General features: G+C 64.4%; 18 protein-coding genes. 13 read left to right on the top strand and 5 right to left on the bottom strand.

The genetic code is table 11. From position 1 onward, the window contains the following. Positions 1-758: 758 nt before the first annotated feature. A complete protein-coding gene (locus BMYO_RS08670) occupies positions 759-1,682 on the bottom strand; it encodes an endonuclease domain-containing protein (RefSeq protein ID WP_094668086.1) in 924 nt (307 codons plus the stop codon). A gap of 517 nt (positions 1,683-2,199) precedes the next feature. Between BMYO_RS08670 and BMYO_RS08665 the strand changes: the two genes are divergently transcribed. Further along, positions 2,200-4,302 carry a GmrSD restriction endonuclease domain-containing protein gene (locus BMYO_RS08665; RefSeq protein WP_094668085.1) on the top strand — a complete coding sequence of 701 codons (2,103 nt, stop codon included), beginning with the start codon at positions 2,200-2,202 and terminating at the stop codon, positions 4,300-4,302. A 64-nt stretch (positions 4,303-4,366) separates the two neighbouring features. On the opposite strand, the gene BMYO_RS08660 is transcribed toward BMYO_RS08665, so the two are convergent. Further along, positions 4,367-5,026 carry a response regulator transcription factor gene (locus BMYO_RS08660; protein WP_169834114.1) on the bottom strand — a complete coding sequence of 220 codons (660 nt, stop codon included), beginning with the start codon at positions 5,024-5,026 and terminating at the stop codon, positions 4,367-4,369. Positions 5,027-5,115: 89 nt separating this feature from the next. Continuing rightward, entirely contained in the window at positions 5,116-6,759 is a 1,644-nt protein-coding gene (locus tag BMYO_RS08655) for a sensor histidine kinase (protein ID WP_233428231.1), read from the bottom strand. Between the two features lie 258 nt (positions 6,760-7,017). On the opposite strand from BMYO_RS08655, the gene BMYO_RS08650 reads away from it, so the two are divergent. From BMYO_RS08650 to BMYO_RS08630, 5 genes are all read left to right on the top strand, one after another. After that, a complete protein-coding gene (locus BMYO_RS08650) occupies positions 7,018-7,830 on the top strand; it encodes a DUF5067 domain-containing protein (protein ID WP_094668083.1) in 813 nt (270 codons plus the stop codon). Positions 7,831-7,974: 144 nt separating this feature from the next. After that, complete coding sequence (locus BMYO_RS08645) at positions 7,975-8,889, top strand: dolichyl-phosphate beta-glucosyltransferase (RefSeq protein ID WP_158216977.1); 915 nt, start codon at positions 7,975-7,977, stop codon at positions 8,887-8,889. A 59-nt stretch (positions 8,890-8,948) separates the two neighbouring features. Then, positions 8,949-11,333, top strand: coding sequence for an ArnT family glycosyltransferase (locus tag BMYO_RS08640; RefSeq protein ID WP_233428230.1), 2,385 nt, complete (start codon positions 8,949-8,951; stop codon positions 11,331-11,333). A 178-nt stretch (positions 11,334-11,511) separates the two neighbouring features. Beyond that, the gene (locus BMYO_RS08635; RefSeq protein WP_094668081.1) at positions 11,512-12,411 is read left to right on the top strand and encodes a Bax inhibitor-1/YccA family protein; all 900 of its coding nucleotides are present in this window, start codon (positions 11,512-11,514) and stop codon (positions 12,409-12,411) included. Between the two features lie 148 nt (positions 12,412-12,559). Further along, entirely contained in the window at positions 12,560-13,612 is a 1,053-nt protein-coding gene (locus BMYO_RS08630) for a DMT family transporter (RefSeq protein WP_094668080.1), read from the top strand. Positions 13,613-14,074: 462 nt separating this feature from the next. On the opposite strand, the gene BMYO_RS08625 is transcribed toward BMYO_RS08630, so the two are convergent. Next, positions 14,075-14,749, bottom strand: coding sequence for a GTP pyrophosphokinase (locus BMYO_RS08625; RefSeq protein ID WP_308810463.1), 675 nt, complete (start codon positions 14,747-14,749; stop codon positions 14,075-14,077). Between the two features lie 216 nt (positions 14,750-14,965). Here BMYO_RS08625 and miaB point away from each other — a divergent pair, with 216 nt between their 5' ends. After that, positions 14,966-16,462, top strand: a complete 1,497-nt coding sequence (gene miaB, locus BMYO_RS08620; RefSeq protein WP_169834110.1) for a tRNA (N6-isopentenyl adenosine(37)-C2)-methylthiotransferase MiaB — start codon at positions 14,966-14,968, stop codon at positions 16,460-16,462. Positions 16,463-16,550: 88 nt separating this feature from the next. Further along, entirely contained in the window at positions 16,551-17,537 is a 987-nt protein-coding gene (gene miaA / locus BMYO_RS08615) for a tRNA (adenosine(37)-N6)-dimethylallyltransferase MiaA (protein ID WP_094668078.1), read from the top strand. 147 nt (positions 17,538-17,684) lie between these two features. Here the strand turns inward: miaA and BMYO_RS08610 are convergent, their stop codons facing one another. Next, positions 17,685-18,431, bottom strand: coding sequence for a Fic/DOC family protein (locus BMYO_RS08610; protein WP_233428232.1), 747 nt, complete (start codon positions 18,429-18,431; stop codon positions 17,685-17,687). A gap of 157 nt (positions 18,432-18,588) precedes the next feature. Between BMYO_RS08610 and BMYO_RS11545 the strand changes: the two genes are divergently transcribed. From BMYO_RS11545 to BMYO_RS08585, 5 genes are all read left to right on the top strand, one after another. Continuing rightward, the gene (locus BMYO_RS11545; RefSeq protein ID WP_158216976.1) at positions 18,589-21,690 is read left to right on the top strand and encodes an FtsK/SpoIIIE family DNA translocase; all 3,102 of its coding nucleotides are present in this window, start codon (positions 18,589-18,591) and stop codon (positions 21,688-21,690) included. 248 nt (positions 21,691-21,938) lie between these two features. After that, a complete protein-coding gene (gene pgsA, locus BMYO_RS08600; protein WP_169834108.1) occupies positions 21,939-22,607 on the top strand; it encodes a CDP-diacylglycerol--glycerol-3-phosphate 3-phosphatidyltransferase in 669 nt (222 codons plus the stop codon). A 319-nt stretch (positions 22,608-22,926) separates the two neighbouring features. After that, a complete protein-coding gene (locus BMYO_RS08595; RefSeq protein WP_094668076.1) occupies positions 22,927-23,460 on the top strand; it encodes a CinA family protein in 534 nt (177 codons plus the stop codon). 111 nt (positions 23,461-23,571) lie between these two features. Continuing rightward, positions 23,572-24,921 carry an MFS transporter gene (locus BMYO_RS08590; protein ID WP_158216975.1) on the top strand — a complete coding sequence of 450 codons (1,350 nt, stop codon included), beginning with the start codon at positions 23,572-23,574 and terminating at the stop codon, positions 24,919-24,921. A gap of 122 nt (positions 24,922-25,043) precedes the next feature. Next, entirely contained in the window at positions 25,044-25,556 is a 513-nt protein-coding gene (locus tag BMYO_RS08585; RefSeq protein ID WP_094668074.1) for a helix-turn-helix domain-containing protein, read from the top strand. The last annotated feature ends 197 nt before the right edge of the window (positions 25,557-25,753 follow it).

The following is a 25,753-nucleotide window of genomic DNA, read 5'->3' as shown; positions in this document are numbered from 1 at the left end:
GCCCCCGGGCGTGTGCCCCCGGGCGTGTGCCCCCGGGCGTGTGCCCCCGGGCGTGTGCCCCCGGGCGTGTGCCCCCGGGCGTGTGCCCCCGGGCGTGTGCCCCCGGGCGTGTGCCCCCGGGCGTGTGCCCCCGGGCGTGTGCCCCCGGGCGTGTGCCCCCGGGCGTGTGCCCCCGCAGCTGGAAATCGTATGGATTTCAGCTGCGGGGGCACACCCATTTTTGCGGCGGAATTGCCTGTTTCGGCAAAAATGGCGGAATCATGCGGTTTTCCGCTTACTTCGGCGTACCCCCGCAGGCGAAAAAGACCCATAAAACCGCTAGCGGGGCACAGGCCGTGCCCCCGGAAGCCAAATTGCCGCTCAAATCGTCTGCGGGGGCACACTTCTGTGCCACGCAAGCCGAAAATCGGGGTATTGAAGGCTGCAGGGGCACAGCACTTGGCTGGAAGTGGGTGATCATTGCGGGAGAGCCATATCTTGGATGCGACATTGCCCAGAACGTAATCTGGTATCCTGCGTCGCAAATTTGTTTCGGCGAATAAAGGCACACGAGAACAAGACACGGCATCAGTCCCAACTGCAATCCCACGCTGGAGTACGGTGCCGTCGAATCCGTGCCAGAGTGCCAGCCAGAGCATAATTGCTGTCGAACCAACCGGTTGCAACGACTCCAGCGCATGCGATTGAGACGATTGAGACAATCGAGGTAATCCAGGCGATCGCGGCAATCGGGCAATGCGTAATCAAGCAATGCGCTGTCACCCTGAACCCGACTTTCGATACTGCTTGGCCACCTCCTCAATGGAACGCGGCAGCACCGAGAAATCGAAGGTCGCGCCGCGCAAGGCGAGATGACGCGCAACATTGAACGCATATTCGGCCGTGGACACGTCGTCCTTGACATCAGCGCCGGTCGCGATGATGACGGTCCATCCGCGATTACGCAGCCATTCGCGTTTCTCTTGGTCCCGTCGCCATTGCGCTTTGTCGGTGCGATGATGGTCTCCGTCGTATTCGACGGCCATCTGGTATTCCGGCCATGCCATATCCAAAGTCATCGTCGCTCCTGAGACGAATCGTGCATCAGGCACCGTGTATCCTGTTGATGGCGAGGGGATGCCGTGCTTCAGCAAGACCATCCGCGACTTGCTTTCCATAGGCGAGGCGACGTTTGTCCGTATCAGGTTCAGCGCGAGCAGGCATTGCGGCTTGGCTCGGAAACGTGGAAGCGAAGTGATGGTGGTGATGAATCGCTGTCGCACGGATTCATGGTCGCCGCCGCTTCCACGAAATGATCGGGAGCTCGTGATGCTCTGGGCGTGCAGGATGGAATCGCCGAGCGAAACAAGGGATTCGAGCGGAACATGCGGGGCGAGCTGAGCCCATGTGTGGATGAGGTCAAGAGCATATACGTGCCGATTGATGCGCACATTGTCGGCTTGGACGAGTGGCTTCCAAGTGTGCGCTTGCATAGATGGCCGTCGGGTTCTGAGGCGTTTGTCCTTGACGCTTGAAACGGTGTGCAGGACGTCGAGGTCAAGTGCGCAATGCGATGGGACAGGTATTGATTGGAGCGTAAGCGAGGTGGTCATGCCGAACATCAGCCGGTGACCGAAGTCCTGTGCGGCTTCAGTACAGCGATGGATCATGTCCTTCCGGACTTGGGCCAGGTTCTCGCTCATCGTTGGAGTCGGCTGTGCAGGCGGGGCGTCGAGTGGGACGTCGTGTGGGGAGATGGCGGGGTAGTGGTATGCATTCAAGTCATCATTGATTATCATGCCGCAACCGTAGCGGCGAGTTCGCGGACATGGCAAGCGAATCCGACCTATGTGGTTCCAGCTTGCTGTTTTCGGCGTGTTGTGGATAACTCGCAGTGGATGTTTTTCAACTAACCAATAATGAGGATCTGCTCAACAAGGCTCTGCACAACCGGATGAGGCGGTTGCGCAGAGCTCCACAATGCTGTCTGAACGAGACTGATTACTGCGAAATGCGTAGATTTGAGTACCCGTGCGACTGGATATCGCATCCGGGCGCAATTGGTGCGCGCCCGCGTCGGAGTGTTGCCGGGCGATTTGACGGACGGCGAAATCCCCGCGGTGCATGAATCCGACAGGAGCCACTGGTAGGCTGAAGAGGACCGGATGGCGTCGGCGGTCGCGGGCGCGCGGTGACGAAGGGGTGGAAGGGGATTGACGCATGGGCATCAAAGCAACGGAACTGCCGCTGGGGAAGGTGTTCACCCCGGATTTCCGGTTCACGATTCCGTCCTTCCAGCGGGCCTACATCTGGAAGCCGGAGAACATTCTGCAGCTGGTCGCCGATCTGAGGGACGCCGCCGCCACGCCATCCACGCCGTACTTCCTCGGCTCGTTGATTCTGGTGCGTGAACCGGATGGCCGCTTCATGGTGATCGACGGCCAGCAGCGTCTCGTGTCGCTGTCCATCATCATCGCCGTATTGCGCGATCTCGAACGTGATCCCGATCTCATGCGCCAATTGGACGCGCTGCTCGTCGAACCGGGGGACAAGCTGCGCGGCATCGCCAACGAGCCTCGACTCACCCTGCGCGAGCGTGACGCCGCGTTCTTCCGCGAGCATGTGCAGGAGGACAACCTCGAGTCGGTGTTCGATATGAACGATGACGATCTGGCCACCGCGGCCCAGCGCAACATGGTGACCAACATCAAGAAGACCTACGACGAGCTTGATTCGTGGACCGCCGACGAACGCAGCCGCTTCGCGAAGTATCTGGTCAATCAGGTGACGCTGGTGATCGTCATCACCGACGACCTTGACGGCGCCCACCGCATCTTCGACGTGATGAACATGCGCGGCCTGCCGCTCACCCCGTCCGACGTGTTCAAGGCGCGGGCCACCTCCGGCCTGTCGATGGCGGAACTGGACGTCTATGCCGCGCGTTGGGACGACATCGTCGATCCCATCGGCGACGATCCGCATGTCATCGAGGAGTTCTTCTCCTACCTGCACCTCATCCTCACCCACCTGCCTGATACGGACAAGCTCATCGAGGAGTTCCTGACCGGCGTGCTGCAGCCGTACCTCAATACGGGCACGGTCGCCTCGTTCATCAACGATGTGCTCGCCCCGTACGCGATGGCGTGGCGCATCATCGAGCGTCCGGGTGACACGGTCCTGCCGGCCGAGGTGCGGCATCGTCTGGAGGCGCTCAACGACTACCACATCCACGAGTGGAAGCCCGTGGCCATGTGGGCGCTGGTGCATTCCTACCGCGAACTGGGCAATCCGGATGTGACGCCGTTCGCCCAGCGTGGTGCCCGCGCGGCGCGGCGTTCCTCCACGCTCGACGCCCTCGGCGCGCACGACGACCGGCGGTTGCTCGCGATCCTCACCGCGTTGGAACAGGTGACCGGCGTGCGCACGCTGAACCGTACCGGAACATTGGACCGCCGCGGACTCGCGAACGCCGCCATCCGCGACCTCGACAAGGGCTATCTCGTGGAACGCATCAACGCCCTGCGTGTGGGGGATGCCGACCGCGAAGGCGCGCTGGTCCGGCTGCATGGCGAGATGCAGGGCGACAGCGACCTAATCCGTCTCCTGCTGATTCGCGCCAACGAGCAGAAGGCCGGCGTGGCGCTGACTCGCCCGCGCAAGTTCAGCGCGCTGCCCATCATGCCGCTGGACATCGAGCGTGCCGAATCGTTCGCGGATTGGACTCAGGAGAACCACGACTTCTGGATGTACCGGCTCGGCAACATGGCCCTGGTCCAAGGGACCGAGGATCAGCTCGACAAGATCGCGGAATACGTGCCGCGCCGTGACCGCATGCTGCTGCGCGCCGCGTCATGCCGCTTCCCGCTGACCGACGAGCTCAGGAACTTCGGTGCCTGCACGCCCACCATGCTCGAGCGGCGGCAAGAGGAGACCATCCGTCTCGTCGTCGAATACTGGGGCATCCGGTATGACAAGAACAACCACGACTTGACCTCGCAGAACGTGGAGGAGCTGGCGGAGACCGTGCGACGCCCGGTCCGCGGGTCCAAGCGCGTGACCATTCTCCAGGTCATCAAAGCCGGACTGCTCACACCGGGGGAGCGTCTGGTGTGGGACAGGCCACGCAAGGGCGAACGCTGGTATGCCACGGTCACCGAAAACGGCAAGTTGCGGTTGGATGATGGTTCCGAATACCCCACGCCGACAGCAGCCGCGCGTGCCGCGTCGGGCGGCCGTCGCGGCGGCAGTCTGGACGTGTGGAAGCGCACCTCCAATGGTCAGGGACTGAGCGAGATCTGGCAGCAGGTCCGCCAGTCGCAGTAGGCGCTAGCGGCGAACGCTCTCGTCGGATTGATGGCCGTGAACGCCGTCGCCCCACGGCTCACACCTACAGCCGTGCGGGCAGATCGGCGCGTTCCACCAGCCGCGCCATTTGGACGCGGCCCATGTTGAGCCGGTCCGCGGCGGACGACAGATGCGCCTTGGCGGTACGCTCCGAAATGAACATGCGGGAGGCGATTTCGGCGTTCGTATATCCTTCGGCCGCCAACATCACCGCCTCGCGCTCGCGCTCGGGCAATGTGTCCAGCAGTGCGCGCGCGTCATCCCTACGCATGCGCGAACGGGTGCGGCTCAGCTCGTCGATGAGCTGACGCTGGCTGGCGGTATTGAACTGCGGGGCGCCCGTGCACACGCCGATGATGCGTCGGATGATCTCGTCGGGCGCATCCGTCTTCGAAACGAATCCCTCGGCACCCGCCTCGATGGCGCGCTCCACGGTGCCCGAAGGGCTCAAGGACGTCAGGATAAGCACATGCGGCGCGCGGGGAAGTGCGCGAAGCCGTCGCGTCGCCTCGATACCGTCCACTCCGGGCATCGCGATGTCCATAAGCACCACGTCGGGATGTTCGTCGGCTGCCCGGCGAATGCAGTCCTCGCCATCCGTGGACGTGGAGGCCACGGTGATGCGCCCATCGGAATAATCGGTGAGAATCAGACTCATGGCCTGGCAGATCATCGGGTCGTCGTCGATGACGCTTACGCGCATCGGCGCTGCCGATGCGACCTCTGCCGCCGGTGCCGCCTCCGATGATGGTATTCCGCTCTGTTCGCTCACGATAGTCATAGTAGCCGTTGCTAGCCGCGCCACGGCAGCTGAACGTCCACATGGAAGAGATGACGATCATCCATGCCATAGCGGCACTGGCCTCCCACGGATCGTGCGCGTGCGGCGAGACCGGGAAGTCCGGCTCCATGGGTGGGGCGGTCCGCGGCGTGGGGCACGGTATGGGACGCGGTATGGGACGATACAGAGCCATCGTGATACGGCGTGGCCCGGCGGCCGTCCGGCGTGGATACGGCACCGCTCATGGCCGCAGACGTACTTGATGACGCGCTCGTCGGTGTGCCTGACGGCGCAGTCGGAACCGGAATCGGGGTGCGGATCGGAATCGAGGCCGGGACCATCGTCCCCGGGCGGGCGGCATCAGGAACTTCGCCTTCCAGCTGAGTCATCGGATTGCTCAGATGCAGATGCACGCCGGCGGCAGGTCCGGCCGTGACCTCCAACGAGACCGGTGCTCCCGGCGCATGGCGACGCGCGTTCGTCAGCCCCTCCTGGATGGCCCGGTAGGCTACTTTGCCGATGGTCTCGTCCAGTCCGCTCAACTGCTGGATATCGATCCATGTATTGAGCTGCGTGCCCGAGTTGCGCGCGTCGGCGATGAGCGCGTCCAGCGATTCGCGGGTCAGCGAGGTGTCGTCGGACGGGGCGAGCTGTTCCCATGCCTGCTGGGGATTGCGCAGCATGTCGATGATCGCGTGCGCCTCATCCAGCGCTCCCGCCGATTGCCTGCGGATATCCTCCGCCTTGCTGGCCAGGGCGCGTGCCTCGGGGGAGTCTCCGAGCCGGTCGGCTTCCGCTTTGAGCGCGCTCGCGTTCAAGGCCATCAGCGACAGCGAGTGGGCGAGCGTATCGTGCGCTTCGGCGGCGATTGCGTCGGCCAGCTGCTGGTTGTTGAGATCGGTCTGCAGGGTGGCGGCGTGATCGGTGGCGGCGCTGGCCACCGCGTTGGCCGTGCGCAGCCTGGCGCGAGAGCGGATGTGCAGTCCCACGAACACGGCGATGGCAGAGGCGACAAGCGCCGTCACGACCGCGGTGATGACGATGGTCGGCTCTTCGGCCAGCATGACGATCGGTTCCTCTTCGGTGTTCGTGCGCGGCTTGGCGAAGACGACGTGCCACAGCGAGGCGTTCGGAGGCTGTATCGCGTCGCGCACCTGCGACCACACGGTCACCAGCGTGCCTGCCGCGACCGCGCGGATGCCGGTTCTGCGGTCCGACCGGCGTGCCAGCAGCGCGCTCATCGCCATGAGCACGATGAGCGAATCGTACGGGAGCAGCGCAGCCAGTGCGCAGGCGATCCAGAACGTCGGCTCGGGGTATTCGGAGCGTGCCAGCAGCAGGAACCCAGAGGGCATGGCGACGAGCAGGCACAGAATCATCAGCAGGAACCCTGCGGAATTCTGGTCGAAGTTCTGCGAGAAGAACGAGGTCTGCGCCATGCACATGAAACTCGCCAACGGCACCATGACCACCGAACACCAGACCTGGGTGTGCACCGGCACGTCGTCCAGTTCGGCCGGTTGGGTGCCACGTGACTGTCCGGCGCCGCCGGTGCCGCGACCTGGCGAGGGTGACCCGGCGGACGGTGACCCGATGGACGGGCCTGTTCCCGGCCTGCCGGCGAAAGGCATGGTGGTGCGTTGCGGATTGGTCATGTCTCCTACTGTATGGCCCGCCTCCAGCCGTCGCCACTGGACATGCGGGCACCGGTCGGCGGCCGGTTCTGCCCAAAAGGGCAGACGGGAATGACCGTTCGTCCACTGACGCGCGCGATGGCGATTCGGTAGCGTCGGATGCAGATGCGCCGTTCGTCGTCCGCCGCCATGGCCATGGCCATGTGCCGACGCCGACCGACGCATTGACCGCGATAGTCCTTCAGAGGGAATGACTTCAGAGGAAAGAAAGAAGGAACCATGACCACTCCAATCACTCCGCAGCCGGCGCAGCGACCACCCCAGCAGCCCATGCCTGCCGCAGGGCATCGTCCCGCCCCGCAGCATGTGACCATATGCGGAATCATCTCCGTCGTATTCGGCGCTTTGGGACTTGTTCTGAGTTTCATTCCGATCGTGAACAACGTGGCTGCGATTCTGGGCTTCATCGGTGCGATTCTGGGCATCATCGCTCTGGTTGGCACTTTCGGCGGCAAGAAGCGCGGCAAGGTGCTTTCCGTTGTGGCTACCGTGCTGTGCGTGCTGTCCGTGGTCATCACCCTGGCCATGCAATCCGCCACGTCGAAGGCCATCGACGATTCGATCAAGGAATCGAAGGGCATCGACACCTCCCAGTCCGGTAGTTCCGCGGAACCAAAATCGTCGGTCGGCAAGGATGCCCAGCCGAAGGGTGAACAGGATATGGAAGGCGACGTGGAGGGATTGCATGTCAAGATCGTTTCCGCCGCGCTGAGCGTGAACGATTATGAGGGCAAGCCGACGGTGTTGGTCACGTATGAGTGGACCAATAAGACGACGAAGAACAATTCGTTCGCCGGCTTGGCGCATCCGCAGGTGTTCCAGAACGGCAAGGCCTTGGATACTGCCATATACATGGATACGCCCGAAGGCTATGATGTCAACTCGTATACGACTGAAATCCAGCCGAATGCGACCGCGACCGTGACCCTTGGGTACGTGTTGCAGGACACCTCGCCGGTCACGGTGGACATCTCCGCCTTCCTCTCCGCAGACGATACGACCAAGGTTGTGCATACCTTCAATCTGCAATAGCGGTTTGTAGACCACGACACCAATCCACAGGCTCCACGTTTCCAGACAGTGTTCAGGAAACGTGGAGCCTGTTTTTCCTGGACTGCCGGGCAAGCTTCACGTTCGGCTAAGACAGCGCTAGGAATGCGGCGGTTTGATGAAACCATGAACACCGCAATGCAAACGCCAGCTGCCGCGACATCGCAGCCCCCGGCCACGAACGGCCATGCCAACGCTTCCGTCACGACGATTTCCGGCGACTCCATCGCATCTTCCATCAATGCTCCCGCCGCCGTGAACGCCTCCTCGATTGTGGAACGCGCGGGAGAGCCACGCGACGTGGACGCGGACATCGTGATCCCCGTCTACAACGAGCAGGAACAGCTCGCCGAATCAGTCCTCAGACTCATGAGCCATCTGGCATCGAGCCAGATCGAAGGATGGGCCTACACCTGGCAGATCGTCATTGCCGACAACGCCAGCACGGACGACACCTGGCCCATCGCGTCCCGGCTCGCCGCACAATACCCGGACCGTGTGCGCGCCGTACGCATCGCCGCCAAAGGCCGCGGCCGCGCGCTCAAACTCGCCTGGGGCGAATCCCGTGCCAAAACCGTGGCGTACATGGACGTGGACCTGTCCACCGACATCGCCCAGACCGGCGTGCTCATCGGCTCCCTGCTCTACGGCGGCGCGGACGTCTCCTTCGGATGCCGTCTCTTCGACGAATCGCAGGTCGTGCGCTCCGCCAAACGCGAATTCATCTCCCGCACCTACAACGGCATGCTGCGCGTGCTGCTCGGCGCCGCATTCCATGACGCCCAGTGCGGATTCAAGGCCATGACCGCCCCCGCGGCACGGCACCTGCTGCCCTATGTGCAAGACAACGAGTGGTTCTTCGACACTGAGCTTCTTCTGCTCGCCCAAGCCACCAACATGCGCATGTACGAATTCCCGGTGCACTGGATCGAAGACCCCGGCACCACAGTCAACATCCCCGACACCGTCGCCAAGGACCTCAAGGGCATGTGGCGGATGAACGGCACGCTGAACCGCATGCGACTGGCCACCGCGGCCTGATCTGCGATTCGTATCCCATTCCGCAATCCAATGCAATGCAAGGAGCATCGTCACCAATCATGAGCACCGCTACCATACCGGCCTCCGCCGAACGCCCACGCGGCCGGTTCGGACTCCCCGCCTTCGCGTCCATGCCGGGCGGCCGGTTCGTGGACACCCACACCACGCGCACCGTACGCGCCAGCGTAGCCGAACGCCGCACCCTCGCCGACTGGATCGGCTTCGGCGGCATGATGGGAATCACCGCCGTCATCATGTTCGTCAACCTCACCGCCTCCGGCTACGCCAACGAGTTCTATTCCGCCGCGGCCCAGGCCGGGGCGACCGACTGGTGGGCCTTCCTCTGGGGCTCGCTTGACGCCGGAAACGCCATCACCGTGGACAAGCCGCCGGCGGCAATCTGGCTCATGGCGCTCTCGGTGCGCGTCTTCGGACTGAACTCCTTCGCCATCCTGCTGCCCGAGGCCCTGTGCGGCATGGCCAGTGTGTGGATACTCTACCCCACAATCCGCCGGCAGTGGGGCAATTGGGCGGGCGTCATCGCCGGCCTCACGCTCGCCGTCACGCCGGTCGCCGCGCTCATGTTCCGCTTCAACAACCCGGATGCCCTGCTCGTGCTGCTGATGACCGCTGCGACCGCCGCCGTCATGCGCTCGCTCGAATACCCCGACACCCGCTCCGGCAACCGTGGCCGCACCCTGTGGATGGCGTTGGCCGGCGCGTGCATCGGCTTCGGATTCCTCACCAAGCAGATGCAGGTGTTCCTCGTCGTCCCCGGTTTCGCGCTGGTCTTCCTCATGGCGTCCCCCACCAATCTGTGGCGCCGGATCGTCGATGGGCTGGTGGCCGTGCTCGCCGTCGTCGTCTCCGCCGGATGGTGGGTGGCCCTGACGGTGATTGTGCCGTCCGGTTCGCGCCCGTACATTGGCGGCTCGCAGACCGACTCCTTCCTGGAACTCACGTTCAGCTACAACGGTCTGGGTCGCATCACCGGCAACGAGAACGGCGCCGTTGCCACCGGCGCCGGTGGCTCGGGCGCCGGTGGCAACGGCGGCGGCATGTGGGGACAGACCGGTCTCACCCGACTCTTCGACGGCGAATACGGTGGTCAGATCGCCTGGCTCGCCCCGCTCGCCTTCGCCGGCATCGTGATTGGTCTCATCGTGGCTCACCGCGCACGCCGCACCGATCTGCGCCGCGCCAGCGCCTTGATCTGGGGTGCCTGGTTGGTGGTCACATGGCTGACGTTCAGCTTCATGGCAGGCATCTTCCACCAGTACTACACCGTGGCGCTCGCGCCCGCCGTGGCCGCCCTCACGGCCATCGCCATCATCGGTCTGTGGTCCAAGCGTCAGACGTTTTGGGCCCGTGCCGTGGCGGCGCTGCTCGTGTTCGTGAACACGTTCTGGGCCGTCGAACTGCTCGGCCGCTCCACATGGCTGCCCTGGCTCAAGGTGGCGGTGCTGTTCGCCGGTTTCATCGCCGGTTTGCTGTTGCTCGCCGCGGCTGTGGCCGCCGTGCCGATGCGCGAATTCCGCTTCCTGCGTACGGCCGGTGCCAATCGCGTGATCGGCGTGATGGGCGTGGCCGGCATCGTGCTCGCCGCCGTGGCCCTCTACGCCGGCCCGGTGGCATGGACCGCATACACCGTATCCACTGGTCACACCGGATCGATCGTGACCGCCGGACCGAACGTCACCAACTCCGTTGGCATGGGCGGCGGCCCCGGAGGCGGCCCGGGAGGCGGGACTCCCGGCGGCTTCGGCGGGCCCGGTGGCCAGAATGACGGCTTCGGCGGCATGGGCATGCCCGGTCAGGACGGTTCTTCGTCTGATGGTTCCTCTTCTGATGGTTCTTCGTCCGATGGCCAGTCCGGCAATCAGACCGATGGCCAGTCCGGGACCCAATCCACGCCTCCCGCGATGCCGGGCCAGAACGATGGATCCGCCATCGACGGTCAATCCGGCACCAAGGGACAGTCCAACGGCCAGTCCACAGAAGACGACGATTCGTCATCCTCAAGCCAGCCGAACGGCAACGGCAACGGCGGCGGCTTCGGCGGTGGGCGCGGCGGCATGGGCGGTGGACTGCTCGGCGGCGGCACGGCCAGCAGCGAGATCGTCGCCATGCTGCAGAAAGACGCCGGCGAATACCGCTGGGCGGCCGCCACCACCGGCTCGCAGAACGCGGCCAGCTACCAGCTCGCCAGCGAGCAGGCGGTCATGGCTATCGGCGGCTTCAACGGCTCCGATCCGGCCCCCATGCTCGAACAGTTCAAGAGCTACGTCAAGCAGGGCCTCATCCACTACTACATCTCCGGCGGCGGCATGGGCGGCAACCAGATGGGCGGCTCGGACGCGGCCAGCGAAATCGCCTCGTGGGTGGCCGAGAACTTCGAGGCCCAGACCGTGGACGGCGTGACCATCTACGATTTGACTGAGTAGCAGCTTGCTCGAGTAGTGGCTGCAGGGCGTTAAGCATGCTCGCAAACCAGCCGGCCGGCGGCGGACTGCACAACCAGCCCCGCCGCCGGCCGCCGCGTTTCGCTCTGAGACGACGGATTCATGGAACGTTCAGGTTGGTGACCGTAGTATGGACACGACAACGATTAAAGGAGCGAATATGACATTCGGTCAGCAGCCCCGCAATAACGGGCAGTACAACCCGCAATACAACACCCCCGACTACAACGCGGCCCAGCAGGCGGGATATGGCCAGCAGTACGCGCAGAACGGCTACGGCCAGTACGGCCAGCAGAACTTCCAGTACGCCAATGCGCAGAACGCGACGTACCAGTACGCGCCGGCCGGAGCCGGCACCGGCGCCATCAACACCACGATGACCTACAACTACGAGCAGGCCCGTCGCGTGTCCGTCACCAAGGTCTACGGCGAAATGACCCTGGGCCTCATCGTCACTGCAGTGGTGGCCGTGCTCGGCCAGATCACCGGCGCCTACGCCACGTTCCTGATGGCCACCGGCATGGTGGGCCTCATCGGCCTGTGCGTGGCGCAGGTGGCGCTCGCCGTGGTGCTCGGCATGCGCGTGACCAAGATGAAGTCCGGCACCGCGCGCCTGATGTTCTACGTCTACGCCGCGCTCATGGGCTTCACGCTGAGCTCGATCTTCATGGTCTACGACCTCGGTTCGATCGGACTGGCGCTGGGCATCACCGCCGCGTTCTTCTTCGCGCTCACCATGTTCGGCATGACCACCAAGATCAACATGCTCAAGGCCGGTCCTATCCTCATGGTGGCGCTGCTGGTGCTCATCATCTCCCAGTTCGTGCTCATGTTCCTGCCCGTGGGCGGCATGACCCGCATCGTGTGCGCGATCGGTCTGGTGATCTTCGCCGGCATGACCATCTACGACGCCCAGTCCACGCGCGCGCTGCTCACCGAATATGAGGCCCAGGGCCCGGAGATGGTCAAGAAGATCTCCATCCTGTGCGCGCTCAACCTGTATCTGGACTTCGTGAACATGTTCCTCTACATCCTCCAGCTCCTCGGTAACCGCGACTGAGCATGCGGGGCGGCACCTGCGCCATGGCAGGCCGCGCATCAAGCCCGACACCCGCATCAAGCCCGACCACATTGTGGCCGGGCTTTTTCATGCCCGTCACTTGCGCGAGTTAGGTTGGTGACCCATGAGAAGACAGGAACTTGTGGGCATGTTCTGCCTGATGCTGACCGCGCTGATCTGGGGTTTCGCGTTCGTGGCGCAGGTGCAGGGCATGGATTCGATGTCGCCCATGTTCTTCAATGCCACCAGATTCACGTTGGGCGCGCTCTCGCTCGTGCCGATTCTGATGTGGCAGCGATGGCGGGGGAGGGCGAAATCGTCCGTCGCCGCCGCGAATGGTGCAACGACTGCTGCGGGGATTGCCGGAGCCGACGGTGTCGAGAATGGCGTCTACGCGGTTGTTGACTCCGGGCGACCTGTTTCAGCCTCCCCCGATACGCTGGAAGACGCATCCGCGCATGACGCGCACGGCGTGCCGTTCTGGGCGGCATGGCTCGCCAATCCGATCGCGGTTTCCGTGCTGTGTGGCGTGGTGCTGTTCACCGCGAGCACCCTGCAGCAGTATGGCATCCTCTATGGCAAATCGGCCGGCCGGGCCGGATTCCTCACTGCCCTGTACATCGTGATGGTGCCGCTGCTGGCTTTCGTGTTCCTCCGCCGCCGCATCGGCATTCTGGTCGGTGCGGCCGTGGCGTTTGCCGTCGTGGGCTTCTATCTGCTGTGCGTCACCGACGGGTTCGGCTCAATCGGTCTGGCGGATATCCTTCTGGTGTTCACCGCCGTGCTGTTCGCCGCGCACATCCTCATCATCGACACGATGGGGGCCAAGGTGAACGCCGTCGTCCTGTCATTCGGCCAGTTCTGCACCACCGCGGTCCTGAGCTGGATCGGCTCGTTAATCGAGGGCTCGGTGGATTGGGCCGGGGCGGCGCATTCGTGGCTGCCGATCCTTTACGCCGGCATCGGTTCGGTGGGCATCGCCTATACGTTGCAGGCGGTGGGGCAGCAGTGGGTGCCGCCCACGCGCGCAAGCCTGCTGATGAGTCTCGAATCGTTCTTCTCGGCCGTGGGCGGTGCAATCTTCCTTGGCGAGGTCATGACCCCTCGCGGATACCTCGGCTGCGCGCTGATCTTCTTCGGCACCCTGCTGGCCCAAGCCCCCGCCAAACTCCCGAAGTTCCTGCGTCGAAACGCATCCTAGCGCGCCGTGTCGGACGCGCGCGACGTCACCGCGGCGCAAAACAGCCCGGATTTCGCGTACGGGGCATACGCGTGCATCCATCCGTGTCCCCATGACAGGGGATGGCCCGGATTTCGCGTACGGGGACCGGCATGCGTGCGGTTGGTTCAACCTTCCGCGTACTTACAGTCCGTTCTGCCCTCCAGAGGTCCCGTTCCGGCTTGCCGGAGACTGTAAGTACGCGTCTGGACGAGGGTCGCGCGTACTTACAGTCTGTTTGAGGTCTCCAGGGGACTGTAAGTACGCGGCTGCTTCGTCATCCCGCATACTTACAGTCCGTTCTGCCCTCCAAAGGGTCCGTTCCGGTTAGTCGGAGACTGTATGTTCGTGTCCGGTCGAAGGTCGCGCGTACATACAGTCCGTTTCAGGCCTTCGGGGGACTGCAGGTACGCGGCTGCTTCCCCGGCCCGCGATCAGGCGTCGTCAGACCGCGGCCTTCGGCGCCTCTCCCACCTGCGGCGCTCCGTTGATGTCGCGGTGGATGTTCTGCATCTGCACTTCGATGTTCTGCAGGGACCTCGCGCAGTCGAGCAGCGTCTGCGAATGCTCGCTGAGCTTGGCGTCCGGCAGATCGGACTTGTATCGCAGCGCATGCTCGAGCGACGCCCAGTAATCCATGGCGATGGTGCGGAACTGCACCTCCACGGGCGTGTAGTGCGCGCCCGAGGAGAGGAACACCGGCACGGCGTAGATCACATGCAACGAGCGGTAGCCGTTCTGCTTGGGGTTCTTGATGTAATCCTTGACCCGCAGCACCTGGATGTCGGACTGCGAGGACAGGTAGTTGGACACGGAGTACACGTCGTCCCGGTAGTTGCAGATCACACGGATGCCAGCCACGTCGAACAGGTTGTCCTTCACGGCGTTCACCGAGACGGGCAGACCCTTGCGCTCGAGTTTGCCGATGATCGAGTTGACGGACTTCAGGCGCCGCTCCATGTGATGAATCGGGTCATGGCTGAACCGCACCTGAAACTCGTCGTCGAGAATCTCCAGTTTGGTGCTGATCTCGTACATCGCGCCCTCGTACACCTGCATCAGATCGATGAATTCGGTGATCTGGTCGGCGTTGAAGCTGCCGCCCGGCAGGTCGAGCATCTTCAGACGGGCATTGAGATCGGCGGTGTTGAGTCGGTTATGTCGGTCAAGTATCACGTCTGCAAATATACCCGTCCGCTTCGTGCGAACCTGAACGTCACCGTACAATCTCCTCAGTTTGTCCCATACCATGCGCGGTCGCGATGGAACCGAGGTTCTGGCGCGGCGAAATCCCGGCGCGGGCCATGACGAACCCGGCGGATACAATCGCCCCTTATGAACGAAGACATGATGACCGAGGCGGAGCGCGCCTCGATTACGGCCACGGGTGTGAGCGGCCCGTCCTCCGAGGTCGATTCGAATATGGAAGCTACCGTACCGGACGCGGGCGGCCGCGGCAAGGGTGTGTTCCATATCCATACGCTTGGTTGCCAGATGAACGTGCACGACTCCGAGCGCATCGCCGGCGTGCTTGAGGCCAATGGCTACGTGCCGGCCACCCAAGAGCAGATCGATTCGCACGATTTCGACGTGATCGTGCTCAACACCTGTGCGGTGCGCGAGAACGCGGCCGAACGCATGTACGGCACAATCGGCCTGTTCAATCGCATCAAGCTGCAACGCCCGAACCTGCAGATCGCCGTCGGCGGATGCATGGCGCAGCTCGACCGCGAGCGCATCGCCCAGCGCAAGCCGTGGGTGGCTGCCGTGTTCGGCACTAAGAACATCGAGGATCTGCCCAAGCTCCTCGAACAGAACCGGCTCACCGACAAGCCGCAGGTGCGCATCGCCGACAAGCTCGAGGAGTTCCCGAGCGAGCTGCCCGCCGCCCGGGCCTCCCGCGTAAGCTCCTGGGTGGCGATCTCCGTGGGCTGCAACAACACATGTACGTTCTGCATCGTGCCCACCACGCGCGGCAAGGAACGCGATCGCCGCGCCGGCGACATCCTCGCCGAGGTCCGCCAGTGCGTGGCCGACGGCGCCAAGGAGGTCACGCTCCTCGGCCAGAACGTCAATTCGTTCGGCTACGGCATCGGCGACCGGTACGCCTTCAGCAAGCTGTTGCGCGCCTGCGGCGACATCGAGGGTTTGGAGCGCGTGCGTTTCACCTCGCCGCATCCGGCCGCCTTCACCGACGACGTGATCGCGGCGATGGCTGAAACGCCGAACGTGATGCACCAGCTGCACTTCCCGCTGCAGTCCGGCTCCGACCGCATCCTGAGGGCCATGCGACGCTCGTACCGGTCCGCCAAGTTCCTCGACATCCTCGGCCGCATCCGCAAGGCCATGCCGGACGCGCAGATCAGCACCGACATCATCGTGGGCTTCCCCGGCGAGACCGAGGAGGACTTCCAGGCCACGCTGGACGTGGTGCGTGAGGCCCGGTTCTCGTCCGCCTTCATGTTCATCTATTCGCCGCGCCCCGGTACGCCGGCCGCATCCATGCCGCAGATCCCGCGCGACGTCGTGCAGGACCGGTTCGACCGTCTCGTGGCGTTGCAGGAGAAGATCACCGAGGAGAACCTTGAGGGCTTCGTGGGCCGCGACGTCGAGGTGATGATTACCGGCAAGCTCGGCAAGAAGGACAGCGACACGCACCGCGTCACCGGCCGCGAGAGGACCGGCGTGCTGGTGCACATCGGCGTGCCGGAAGGCGAGCCCGTGCCGGAGATCGGCGACTTCGTGACCGTGACCGTCACCCATGCAGGCCGCCACAACCTGCTCGCCGACCCCGACCCGTCCGCCGGCCAGACCTACTCCGTGCGGCATTGAACATGTTTCGGCTCCTCTCGTTGAGGGCTTTGAGGGGAGTCGTCCGCCGCATGGCGGACTGAGGGGAGTCATGTTGGGAGGAATCATTGTGACTCAGCGCGTCGTATCAATCGTCGGCCCCACGGCCTCCGGCAAGACGGGCCTGGGCATCGCCATCGCCAAACGACTGGCCGAGCGCGGCGAGCGCGCCGAAATCGTCAACGCGGACGCCTACCAGATGTACCGCGGCATGGACATCGGCACCGCCAAGCCGACGCCCGAGGAGCAGGCCGCCGTGCCGCATCACCTCATCGACATCATCGACCCCGATGACGCGATGAGCGTGGCGCGGTTCCAACAGCTCGCCCGCGAGACCATCGCCGACCTGCAATCGCGCGGCATCCGGCCGATCCTTGTCGGCGGCTCAGGCCTTTACGCTCGCGCCGCCATCGACGACATCAGCTTCCCCGGCACCGATCCGGAGGTGCGGAGGAAGCTTGAGGAACGGGAGAAGGCCGAAGGCGCCGGGGCGTTGTTCGACGAACTGCGGGCCAAGGACCCCGAAGCGGCAGCCCGCATGGACCCGCGCAATCCGCGACGCACGATTCGCGCGCTGGAGGTCATCGAGCTCACCGGCCGCCCGTATTCGGCGAGTTTGCCGCGCTACCGGTACGTGATTCCGTCCGTGCAGATCGGCCTCGATCTGGACCGTGCCGATCTGGACCGCCGCATCGACCTGCGCACCAAACAGATGATGGAGGAGGGGTTCGTGGACGAGGTCGCCCGTCTGCGCCCGCATCTCGGGGCCACCGCCGTGCGCGCGCTCGGCTACCAGCAGATCATCGACCTGCTCGACGGCATCTGGGACGAATACGACGCCTTCGCGGACATCGCGCAGAAGACCAAACGGCTCGCCCGCAAGCAGATGGGCTGGTTCGGCCGCGATCCGCGCATCCACTGGCTGCAGGCGCTCAATCCGAAGCTCGTGGACAACGCCATGGCCATCATCGCCCACGCCGACGCAGGGGAGTACGACCCCATTGACGCCCACGCCGACGAATACGTCCAGCACCACCTAGGCGACATCACCGCGTAAGCACCGCAACAGGTTCTGGCTCCCCTCTTCGAGGGGAGCTGTCAGTAAAGCTGACTGAGGGAAGCCGGGGAGCCAGGAATAGGGAGTGGCGAACAGAGGAGCGAGCGCACCAATCAGTGCGCACCATCTCCCCGCAAATCCCTCGCCTCAGTGCGCCGGCCCCTGGTCCCAGCCGGCGATAAGGAACACGCGGGTCGGGTTGGCCGGCCGGATCATCGCATCGAACATGCGCTCGAACGCCGTTAGATCGCCCCGGTACGCTGTGTGCTTGGCCGTACGGTACATCTCGCGCGTCACCTCGCCCCAGTCGAGGTCCCAGCCGGCGTCATGCGCCAGCCGCGAGCCGAACATGCGCAACACCATCGCGTTGCCGCCACGGAACGGATGCAGATAGCCAAGCTCGTCATAGATCACTGTGAACGCAGGGATGAACACGTCGCGGTCCATCGCATGCAGATTGCGTTTCTCGGCCAGCTCCGTCGAGATGTTCAGCGCGCCGGTCTCGATGAGCCCCGCCGGGAAGAACGCCTCAGGATTGGCTGCCCGCGCCCGGTCGTTGGTCACCTCGCGCGTGGTGTCCGACGTGCGCAGCTTGCCCGCGTCGTCGAACACGCCCTCGAACAGTCCCTTATGGATGGCCACCAGTTCGTCCAAGTCGCCGGAGGGGTTCCACCGGCGTTCCGCCAGCAGCACCGTGCGCGCGAACACCGCATCGGCGCGGTCCGTGGCGTGGTCGTCCAGACTGCCGTCCGCCAGCCTGTCGGATTCCCTGCCGGACGAGATGTGCAGACGCATGGCGGTCTGCTCGTCGGCCACGTCGATGAGATGGCTCACATCCTCATGGCCCCGTTCGTAGGCGGCCGCGGCGCGCATCGTCGCCTCGCCGGGCATCATCGCCTCCAATGCGCAGTTCCTGAGTGCAAATGCGACTGCGCTCGCACGCTCTGCGGGTGTCATGCCAACCATGATAAGGCATTCGCACCGTAAATCGGCGGAATCGACGCCCATGAACGCAGTCATGAACGCCCGTACTAGTAGAATCGGACGCGCTATGGCACGAACATCATCTTCAGACAGCACCAAACCCCGTAAACCGCGCGGCGGGGATCCCGCGCACGACGGCGAAACCAGGGTCCAGCCGGAACTCGACCTCGAGCCGGCCTGGAAGAAGGCCCTGCTCGCCGTGCCCCGGGCCCTCGGCGCCGGCGTACGCACGCTTTCGGGCGTGGGCGACTACGACCCCGCCTATCGACGTGACGGCCTGTGCTTCCTGCTGCTCGTCTTTGCCGTGCTGTTCGTCGCCTCCGAGTGGTTCCGCGTCCACGGCGCGTTCGGCCAGCTCCTGCATGCCATCGCCTCCGGCATTCTCGGCGTGATGAGCGTGATCCTGCCGGTGCTGCTCGCCGCCGTGGCCATCCGTCTCATGCGCAACTCGGGCAAGGGCTCCAACAACCCGCGCGTGGTCACCGGCTGGGTGCTGCTGCTGTGGTCCATCTGCTCGATCATCGACGTGGCGCTCGCTGCGGACCACACCCAGTTCGACATCACCGTCCTGCAATCCGCCGGCGGACTGTTCGGCTTCTTCCTTGGCTCTCCGCTCGCGTGGGGGCTTTCCAACGCCTTCGCCATCATCGTGTTCGTGATCGTGGCGCTGTTCTCGTTGCTCATGATCACCGGCACGCATGTGACCGATCTGCCCGACGACGTCCGCGCGCTCGTCGCCAAAATCCAAGGCAAACCGTTCAAGCCCGGCGCCAAAGCTGCAGGCAAGGGCAAGGATGCGGACGGTGGCGAGAACGACCAGTTCCCCAATGAGGTGCGCGTGGGGGACACCACCCTTGCCTTCGCCGACGGCGTGCCCACACATGATGACGATGACGAGAACGATGACGCCGACGACGGCGTCGCCAAGCCCGGTTTCTTCGCGCGCCTGTTCGGCCGTGTCCGTGGCGGTGGCGACAACGGCGACTCCCATCTTGACAAGTACGCCGCCGACGATCCGTTCGACAAGGCGGCCAGCCAGCATGGCGCGACCGCCGAAACCCCGGTGGTGGACGGTTCCACACGTTCGGGACAGGTCGGCCGCACCATCGCGTCCTCCTCATATGACGGGCGCCCGCACATCGGCGAGCCGCGCGGCGAGCAGCCCGTCCGCCCGCGAGTGATCACGGGAGGCCAGAGCGTGGGTATGCCGGGTGCGGCCATGCCCGGTGGAACTATGCCCAGTGCGATTGTGCCGGGTGCGGGTATCCCCGGTGCGATTGCGGCCGGTGTCGCAGGTGCCGCCATTCCAGACGCTACAGTGCCGAACGCCACCGCCACTGGCGCCGCCATACCGGCTACGACGGCCGCACTCTCCGGCGTACCGGCCGCGGTCAACGATCCGTGGGCGCCTAGCGCGGCCCAGGCCGGACTCGTCAACCCCACAACTGGCGAACTTGTTGACGGCGATGACGACGCCACCCGGGTCACCAGAATCGGCGACGCGACCGGCGCGTACGCCGGAGCCGATGCGGACGGCAGCGGCGTGGGACAGGGCGTCCCCCGTCCGGACGGCGCCGACGGCTCGTCCGCGGCCGGTACGGGCGGCGGCGACGGTGATGACGACGCCAATCGTCCATACCAGCTGCCCGATCTGAACCTGCTCGTCAAGGGCCAGCCGCACGCCATGCGCACCCCGGCCAATGACCGGGTGATTCGGGCCCTGACCTCCACGTTCGAGCAGTTCAACGTGGACGCCAAGGTGGTCGGCTTCCTGCGTGGCCCCTCCGTGACCCAGTACGAGGTGGAGCTTGGCCCCGGCGTCAAGGTGGAGAAGGTCACCAACCTGCAGAAGAACATCGCCTATGCGGTGGCCAGCTCCGACGTGCGCATCCTCTCGCCGATTCCCGGCAAATCCGCCATCGGCATCGAAATCCCGAACGAGGACCGCGAGATCGTGCATCTGGGCGACGTGCTGCGCTCCGACAAGGCCCTGAGCGACCCGAATCCGATGCTGTCCGGCATCGGCAAGGACGTCGAGGGCCACTTTGTCACCGCCGACCTGACCAAGATGCCGCATCTGCTGGTGGCCGGCGCCACCGGCTCCGGCAAGTCCAGCTTCATCAACTCGATGCTCACCTCGATCATCATGCGCGCCACGCCCGATCAGGTGCGTCTGATCATGGTGGACCCCAAGCGTGTGGAGCTTTCGGCGTACGCTGGCATCCCGCACCTGCTCACCCCGATCATCACCGACCCCAAGAAGGCGGCGCAGGCCCTCGAATGGGTGGTCAAGGAGATGGACGCGCGCTACTCCGACCTCGAATACTTCGGGTTCCGCCACGTCAAGGACTTCAACGAGGCCGTGCGCGCCGGCAAGGTCCACGCCCCACTTGGCTCCAAGCGCAAGGTGGCGCCCTACCCGTATATCCTCGTGGTGGTCGACGAGATGGCCGACCTCATGATGGTGGCCAAGAACGACGTGGAAAGCTCCATCCAGCGCATCACCCAGCTCGCACGAGCCGCCGGCGTGCATCTCGTGCTCGCCACCCAGCGCCCGTCCGTGGACGTGGTGACCGGTCTGATCAAGGCCAACATCCCGTCCCGACTGGCGTTCGCCACCTCCTCCGCGACCGATTCCCGCGTCATCCTCGACACTGTCGGCGCCGAGACGCTCATCGGCCAGGGCGACGCCCTGTTCCTGCCGATGGGCTCGGCCAAGCCGATTCGTGTGCAGGGCTCGTGGGTGTCCGAATCGGAGATTCGCAAGGCCGTGGAGTTCGTACGCACCCAGCGCAAGCCCAAGTACCGCGAGGACATCGAACAGATGGCCAAGGACGCCGACAAGAAGGACGCTATGGAGCCGGACGAGGAGATCGGCGACGATATGGACGTGCTGCTGCAGGCCGCCGAGCTCGTGGTGAGCAGCCAGTTCGGCTCCACCTCGATGCTGCAGCGCAAACTGCGCGTCGGCTTCGCCAAGGCCGGCCGCCTTATGGACCTGCTCGAATCGCGCGGCGTGGTGGGCCCCTCCGAGGGGTCGAAAGCGCGCGAGGTGCTTGTCCAGCCGCAGGATCTGCCTCAGGTGCTCGCCTTCATCCGCGGTGAGACCAGCTCGCTCGAGCCGTCCGCGCCGAACTCTTCCGCCCAACAGGGCGAGCTGGGACAGTGATTCGCGGCGTGCGGTTGTCGTCTTGGGCAGAGGCCTCACGTTGGTGACTCAGGGGCGACAGGCCTGTCTGTGTTTGCGCCTATCCGCGTGACTATATCTCTATATTCATGCGGTCTCTAATGCATCTCTTCGTCCGTCCGGCAGTGGCGTTCGTCCGTTCGTCAGTCACAGGCTTCTGGCGGCATTCCATGAGCGGATAATCAGCTTTCAGTCATACTACGTATCAGTGTGGGGGTAATGTGAACTCTATGAATGAGAACACCGTGGACAAGCAGTCATCGCCCAAATCGTCGCTCTTCGACGGCTGGAACGCGCCGCCGAACCTGGTGACCTACTCGCGTATCGTGCTCGTGGTCGTCTTCCTTGTGCTCGACATCATGGCGGGCGCATGGGGTGCGAACAACCTCACCCTGCGTTGGGTCGCGGCGGTGCTGTTCATCATCGCGGCGGCGACCGACAAGATCGACGGCTGGATGGCCCGCAAATACAATCAGGTGACCGAAATGGGCAAGCTCATGGACCCGATCGCCGACAAGCTGCTCACCTGCGGCGCTCTGATCGTCGCGGCCGCCTTCCATGAGTTCGGCAATGCGGTCTGGGGCTGGGTCGTGGTGGCCCTCTTCCTCGTGCGTGAGCTCGGCATCACCGTCATGCGCTTCTTCGTGATGGAGCGCCCGGGCGGCAAGGTCATCGCCGCCGAATGGCCCGGCAAGCTCAAGACCCTGTTCCAGTGCATCGGCCTGTCCATGCTGCTGCTGCCGTTCTGGTCGCTCGAAAACGGCCAGACCACGCCGTTCTGGCTCACCGCGTACTACTTCCTCACCTACGCCGTCATCTACGTATCTCTGGTGCTGTGCCTCTACTCGGGCGGCATCTACCTCTACAACACGTTCGTCGGCTCCAAGAAAGCCGCCTAAACGGTTGTGTTTTAACGTGTCTCCCTCTCTGAGGGAGGCGTCACGAGGTGACGGTCTGGCCGGGGTGGATGCGGGTGGTTCCCCTGTGGGGGCTGTCGTGCTCCCGCTGCGGCCGCAAATGCCACCGTCGGGCTCCCTCTGTGTGCGGCTGTCACCGAACTGGCCCGTCCGTCCAAGTTCACGCAGTTGGCTCCCCTCTACGAGGGGAGCTGTCACGAAGTGACTGAGGGTTTCGCAACGGGAGCCTCCCGGCATCCCCGCACACCCGCCGCAACATACGCAATCCGTGGCCCGGATACGTTCGGAAAGGAGTCGGCACATGGTTGACGACGTACGTGAATCCTGTGATACCCTGGCCGCCGCGATTCTCAAGACCTGCGAGGCGCGCGGCGCCAAAATCGCCTGCGCCGAATCGCTGACCGGCGGCCTGCTCGCCGACGCCTTCGTGCGCATCCCCGGCGCATCCAACGTGTTCCTCGGCTCAGCCGTCACCTACGACATCAAGGCCAAGGCCTCGATCCTCGGCGTGGACCGCGACCTGCTGAACCGGGAGGGCGCCGTGCACCCGGAAGTCGCCCGTCAGATGGCGGCGGCCACCGCGAGGCTGTACGCGCAGCCGGAATACGGCGACATGGTCATCGGACTGTCCACCACCGGCGTGGCTGGTCCCGGCCCGGACGGCGACAAGCCCGCCGGACTGGTATACATCGGACTGCGTATCCCGGCCGGGCTTGTCGCAGGGCGCAACGAGCTGGTGGAAGCCGCCGAACTGCACCTCACCGGCTCGCGCGAGGAAGTCCGCCTCGCCACCGTCCTCAACGTGCTGCAAAAACTGCACGAGCGACTGTCGTAGCGGCCGCCCAACTGGCCGTTCACCGCATATTTTCCGCAACTTCACCGCCACGTCGGCTCCCGGCAACGATGCCGGCCGATGAAACGGCTACAACACAAGGATGTGAGCACCATGAACCAGACCCCCAGCGCTGCCGGTATGTCCGCCGATTCGCAGAAACCCGACGACCCCATTGACCGCATCGGCCGCAGTGACCGCATTCCCGCAGGCCGCGCTCCCGCCGGCCGCACGCCGAAGCTCGACTATGCGCAGACCTTCTCCATCGGATTCGGTTTCCTTGCCATATCCGCCGCATGGGCCCTTTACAACGCCTATGTGCCCATCAAACTCAAGGACCTCATGCTGCCGACCGCCGTGGTGGGCATGATCATGGGCATCGACAACTTCTGCGGCTTCACCATCCAGCCGCTCTTCGGCATCCTTTCGGACAAGGTACGCACCCGCTGGGGCCGACGCCTCCCGTTCGCGCTGATCTCCATACCGCTCGGCGCATTGTTCCTCGTGCTCATCTCGCTGGCGCCGAACGTGCCGCTCACCGTTGCGGCAATCGTGGCGTATGCGCTGGTCATGGCCACATCGCGCGCGCCGATCGTGGCGCTCATGCCGGACGTGACCGACTCCCGCCTGCGCAGCAAGGCCAACGGCATCATCAACTTCATGGGCTCCATCGGCAACGTGATTGCACTGGCCGGCGGCAGCCTGCTGTACAAGCGGTTCGGCATGTCCGCGGCGTTCGTCGCCGGCGCGCTGGTCATGGTGACCGCCATCACCGCGCTGATGCATCTGGTGCGGGAACACGAGGAGTTCGTGACTAAGCCCGGCGAGAAGGCCCGTCTGCCGTTCGTCTCATGGACCGAGTTCAGAAACGCCGTCGCCCCGAGACTGGAACTCGACCGCGAGGGCAGGCGCAGTCTGGCGCTCATCCTGCTGGTGCTGTTCCTGTACACGATGGGCGGGAACGCCGTGGAGACCTATTTCACGCTCTATGCCACGCATGATCTGGGCATGGAGGCGGCGGTCGCCGGCGGCAACCTGGTCTGGTATGCCGTGGGCATGCTCGCGTTCGCGATTCCGGCCGGCATCATCGGCAGCAGATTCGGCCGCAAGGTCACCATGAGTGCCGGTCTGGTGCTTTCCGCGGTGCTCTTCGCGCCGATGCCGTGGCTCGGCCGGCCGTTCATGGTGCCGTATCTGGCGTTCGTGTTCGGCGTGTTCTGGATTCTGGTGATCGTCAACGCACTGCCGTGGATTACTGAGCTCGGCGGACTTGAGCACACCGGCGCCATGACCTCGTACTACTACCTCGCCACCTCGTTCGGCGCGGCCATCAGCCCGACCATCTTCGGCCTCATCCAGCAGGCGACAGGCTCCTATCGGTGGATGTTCATCTACGCCGTCGTGCTCTTCGCGCTCGCCCTCTCCTGCATGCCGTTCATCACCCGAGGCGAGGCCGCCGACTAGCCGCGACAACCAGCTCAGCGAAACTTGAGTGTATTACCAGCAAGTTTTCAGGAATAAACCTGCGGGGTCGCGGTGTTGTACATAGCAGATAGCAGGAACGCTGAACCGACCTGAAAGGGGCGATGGTGATGGAAACGATGACCCGCGTCGATGAGCAGATGAATGTGACCGCCAACAAGCCGATGACCGTTCGGCCGGGCGTCGCCCGTATGCGCGAGCTGACCCCGGCCCAGCGCCGTGCGGTGATGTTCGCCCAGCAGCAGGTGCTCAAGGCGCAGGCCGCTAAGAAGGCCAAGGATGAGCGTCAGGCGGCTCGCGATCGCATGTGGCAGGAGGAGGACGCCGAATACAAGCCGCGTGCCGCCGCCCAGCCGGTGACTGTCGAGGAGCCTCGTGCGGTATCCCTGCGCGAGGCCATCGGTCATGTGTTGCGCGATTTGCGCACGCGCGATCGCCGCACGCTGCGCGAAGTGTCCGAGAAGGCCGGTGTGTCGCTCGGCTACCTGTCCGAGGTGGAGCGTGGGCAGAAGGAGGCCAGCTCCGAACTGCTCAGCTCGATTGCCGATGCGCTCGGCGTCACCACCGCGCAGATGCTGCGCATGGTGGCCGATTATCTGGATTCCGTGCAGGGGTGACGTCTGATCGTCTGTGGACCGTGGCGTTTGCGTCCTGTGCGGCATGATGTCGCATGGGCCGGATGTAAGAACGAGGTGAAGGCTGCGGTCCGATGATGGTGTGAACCCGCTGTGTCGCATGACGCGGCGGGTTTTCTTCGTCTTCGGGCGCTTTCGATTGCCTCCCCATGCGCTCTGGGATGGTAGCCGTATATGCG

The organism is Bifidobacterium myosotis, from assembly GCF_002259745.1.
In the GTDB taxonomy this organism is placed as follows: Bacteria; Actinomycetota; Actinomycetes; order Actinomycetales; family Bifidobacteriaceae; genus Bifidobacterium; species Bifidobacterium myosotis.
Note: the sequence above shows the minus strand (reverse complement) of the source record. Positions and strands in the feature narration are given on the sequence as shown.